General features: G+C 65.3%; 2 protein-coding genes. Both read left to right on the top strand.

Annotated features, from left to right (window positions below; all coding sequences use genetic code 11):
- Positions 1–103: 103 nt before the first annotated feature.
- Positions 104–970, top strand: coding sequence for an SDR family oxidoreductase (locus tag ABT116_RS48450; RefSeq protein ID WP_007735961.1), 867 nt, complete (start codon positions 104–106; stop codon positions 968–970).
- Positions 971–974: 4 nt separating this feature from the next.
- Positions 975–1,100 (top strand): hypothetical protein, encoded by a 126-nt coding sequence (locus tag ABT116_RS48455; protein WP_351647920.1) that lies wholly within the window; start codon positions 975–977, stop codon positions 1,098–1,100.
- Positions 1,101–1,176 lie beyond the last annotated feature (76 nt).

A 1,176-nucleotide genomic window follows, 5' to 3' on the forward strand; every position in this document is an offset into this window, starting at 1 on the left:
AAACCAGTGCGGTCGGTGACCTCGTCATCAAGGACGGCCTCGCGGTCATCTCCGACAAATGAGTCTTCATGTCCGACAACTGAACTGATGGGAATCTGAACTGATGGGAAGTCTCGACGGTCGCGTAGCGATCATCACCGGAGCAGGACGCGGCATCGGCCGTGAGCATGCGCTGCTCTTCGCTCGTGAGGGTGCGAGCGTCGTGGTCAACGATCTCGGCGGAGCAAACGACGGTTCCGGTGCAGATGCCGGCCCCGCGCAGCAGGTAGTCGACGAGATCGTCGCTGCAGGCGGCAAGGCTGTTGCCAACACCGACAACATTGCCACCTGGGACGGGGCCGAGGGCCTCGTCAAGCAGGCCGTCAGCGAGTTCGGTCGACTCGACGTGCTGGTCAACAACGCCGGCATTCTTCGCGACGCCTTCATCGCGGGCATGGACGAGAGTCAGTGGGACGCAGTCATCGCCGTGCACCTGAAGGGGCACGCGGCGACGCTGCACCACGCTGCCGCCTACTGGAAGGACCAGAGCAAGGCGGGAGAGACCGTCAATGCTTCGGTCATCAACACTGCGTCGGCTTCGGGTACGTTCATGCCCAATGCGGGCCAGGGTAACTACGGTGCCGCCAAGGCGGGCATCGCAGCCCTGACCTTGGTGGCCGCTGACGAGCTCGATCGATACGGCGTGCGCGTCAACGCAATTGCGCCGATTGCACGCACTCGGCTGACGCTGGCGACACCCGGCATGGGGGCACTGTTTGCCGCCGAGGTACCCGAGGGCGAGTTCGACGCCTTCGCGCCGTCCAACATCTCACCGTTGGTGGCCTATCTCGCGGCCGCGGACTGCAAGCTCACCGGCAAGGTGTACGCCGTTCAGGGCGGAGCCATCACGGAACTCGCCGGCTGGCACGGTGTGAACACCATCGAGAGCGAGGGTCCCTGGACCACCGCCGACCTCGCAGAACGTCTGTAAGCGCATGGCACGCAACGCATACGAACTCGGCCTCGGGCTGAGCGAGGAGCACACCGCACTCGCAGATTCGGTGCGCTCCTTTGCCGAGCGCACCATCACCACCGAGCAGGTGCCCCGACCGAGCACCTGAAGAAGCAGTGGGCCGAGGCCGCCGCCCGCATCGGGATCAAGCTCGACCCGGAGTACAGCGCCGGGCCGCTCGGCCG

This window comes from Streptomyces sp. NPDC002130 (genome assembly GCF_040296465.1).
Taxonomy (GTDB): domain Bacteria; phylum Actinomycetota; class Actinomycetes; order Streptomycetales; family Streptomycetaceae; genus Streptomyces.

Bases quoted from the DNA above. Each gene is read 5' to 3' on its own strand.
- ABT116_RS48455 (WP_351647920.1), top strand. From the start codon at position 975: ATGGCACGCAACGCATACGAACTCGGCCTCGGGCTGAGCGAGGAGCAC.
- ABT116_RS48450 (WP_007735961.1), top strand. From the start codon at position 104: ATGGGAAGTCTCGACGGTCGCGTAGCGATCATCACCGGAGCAGGACGC.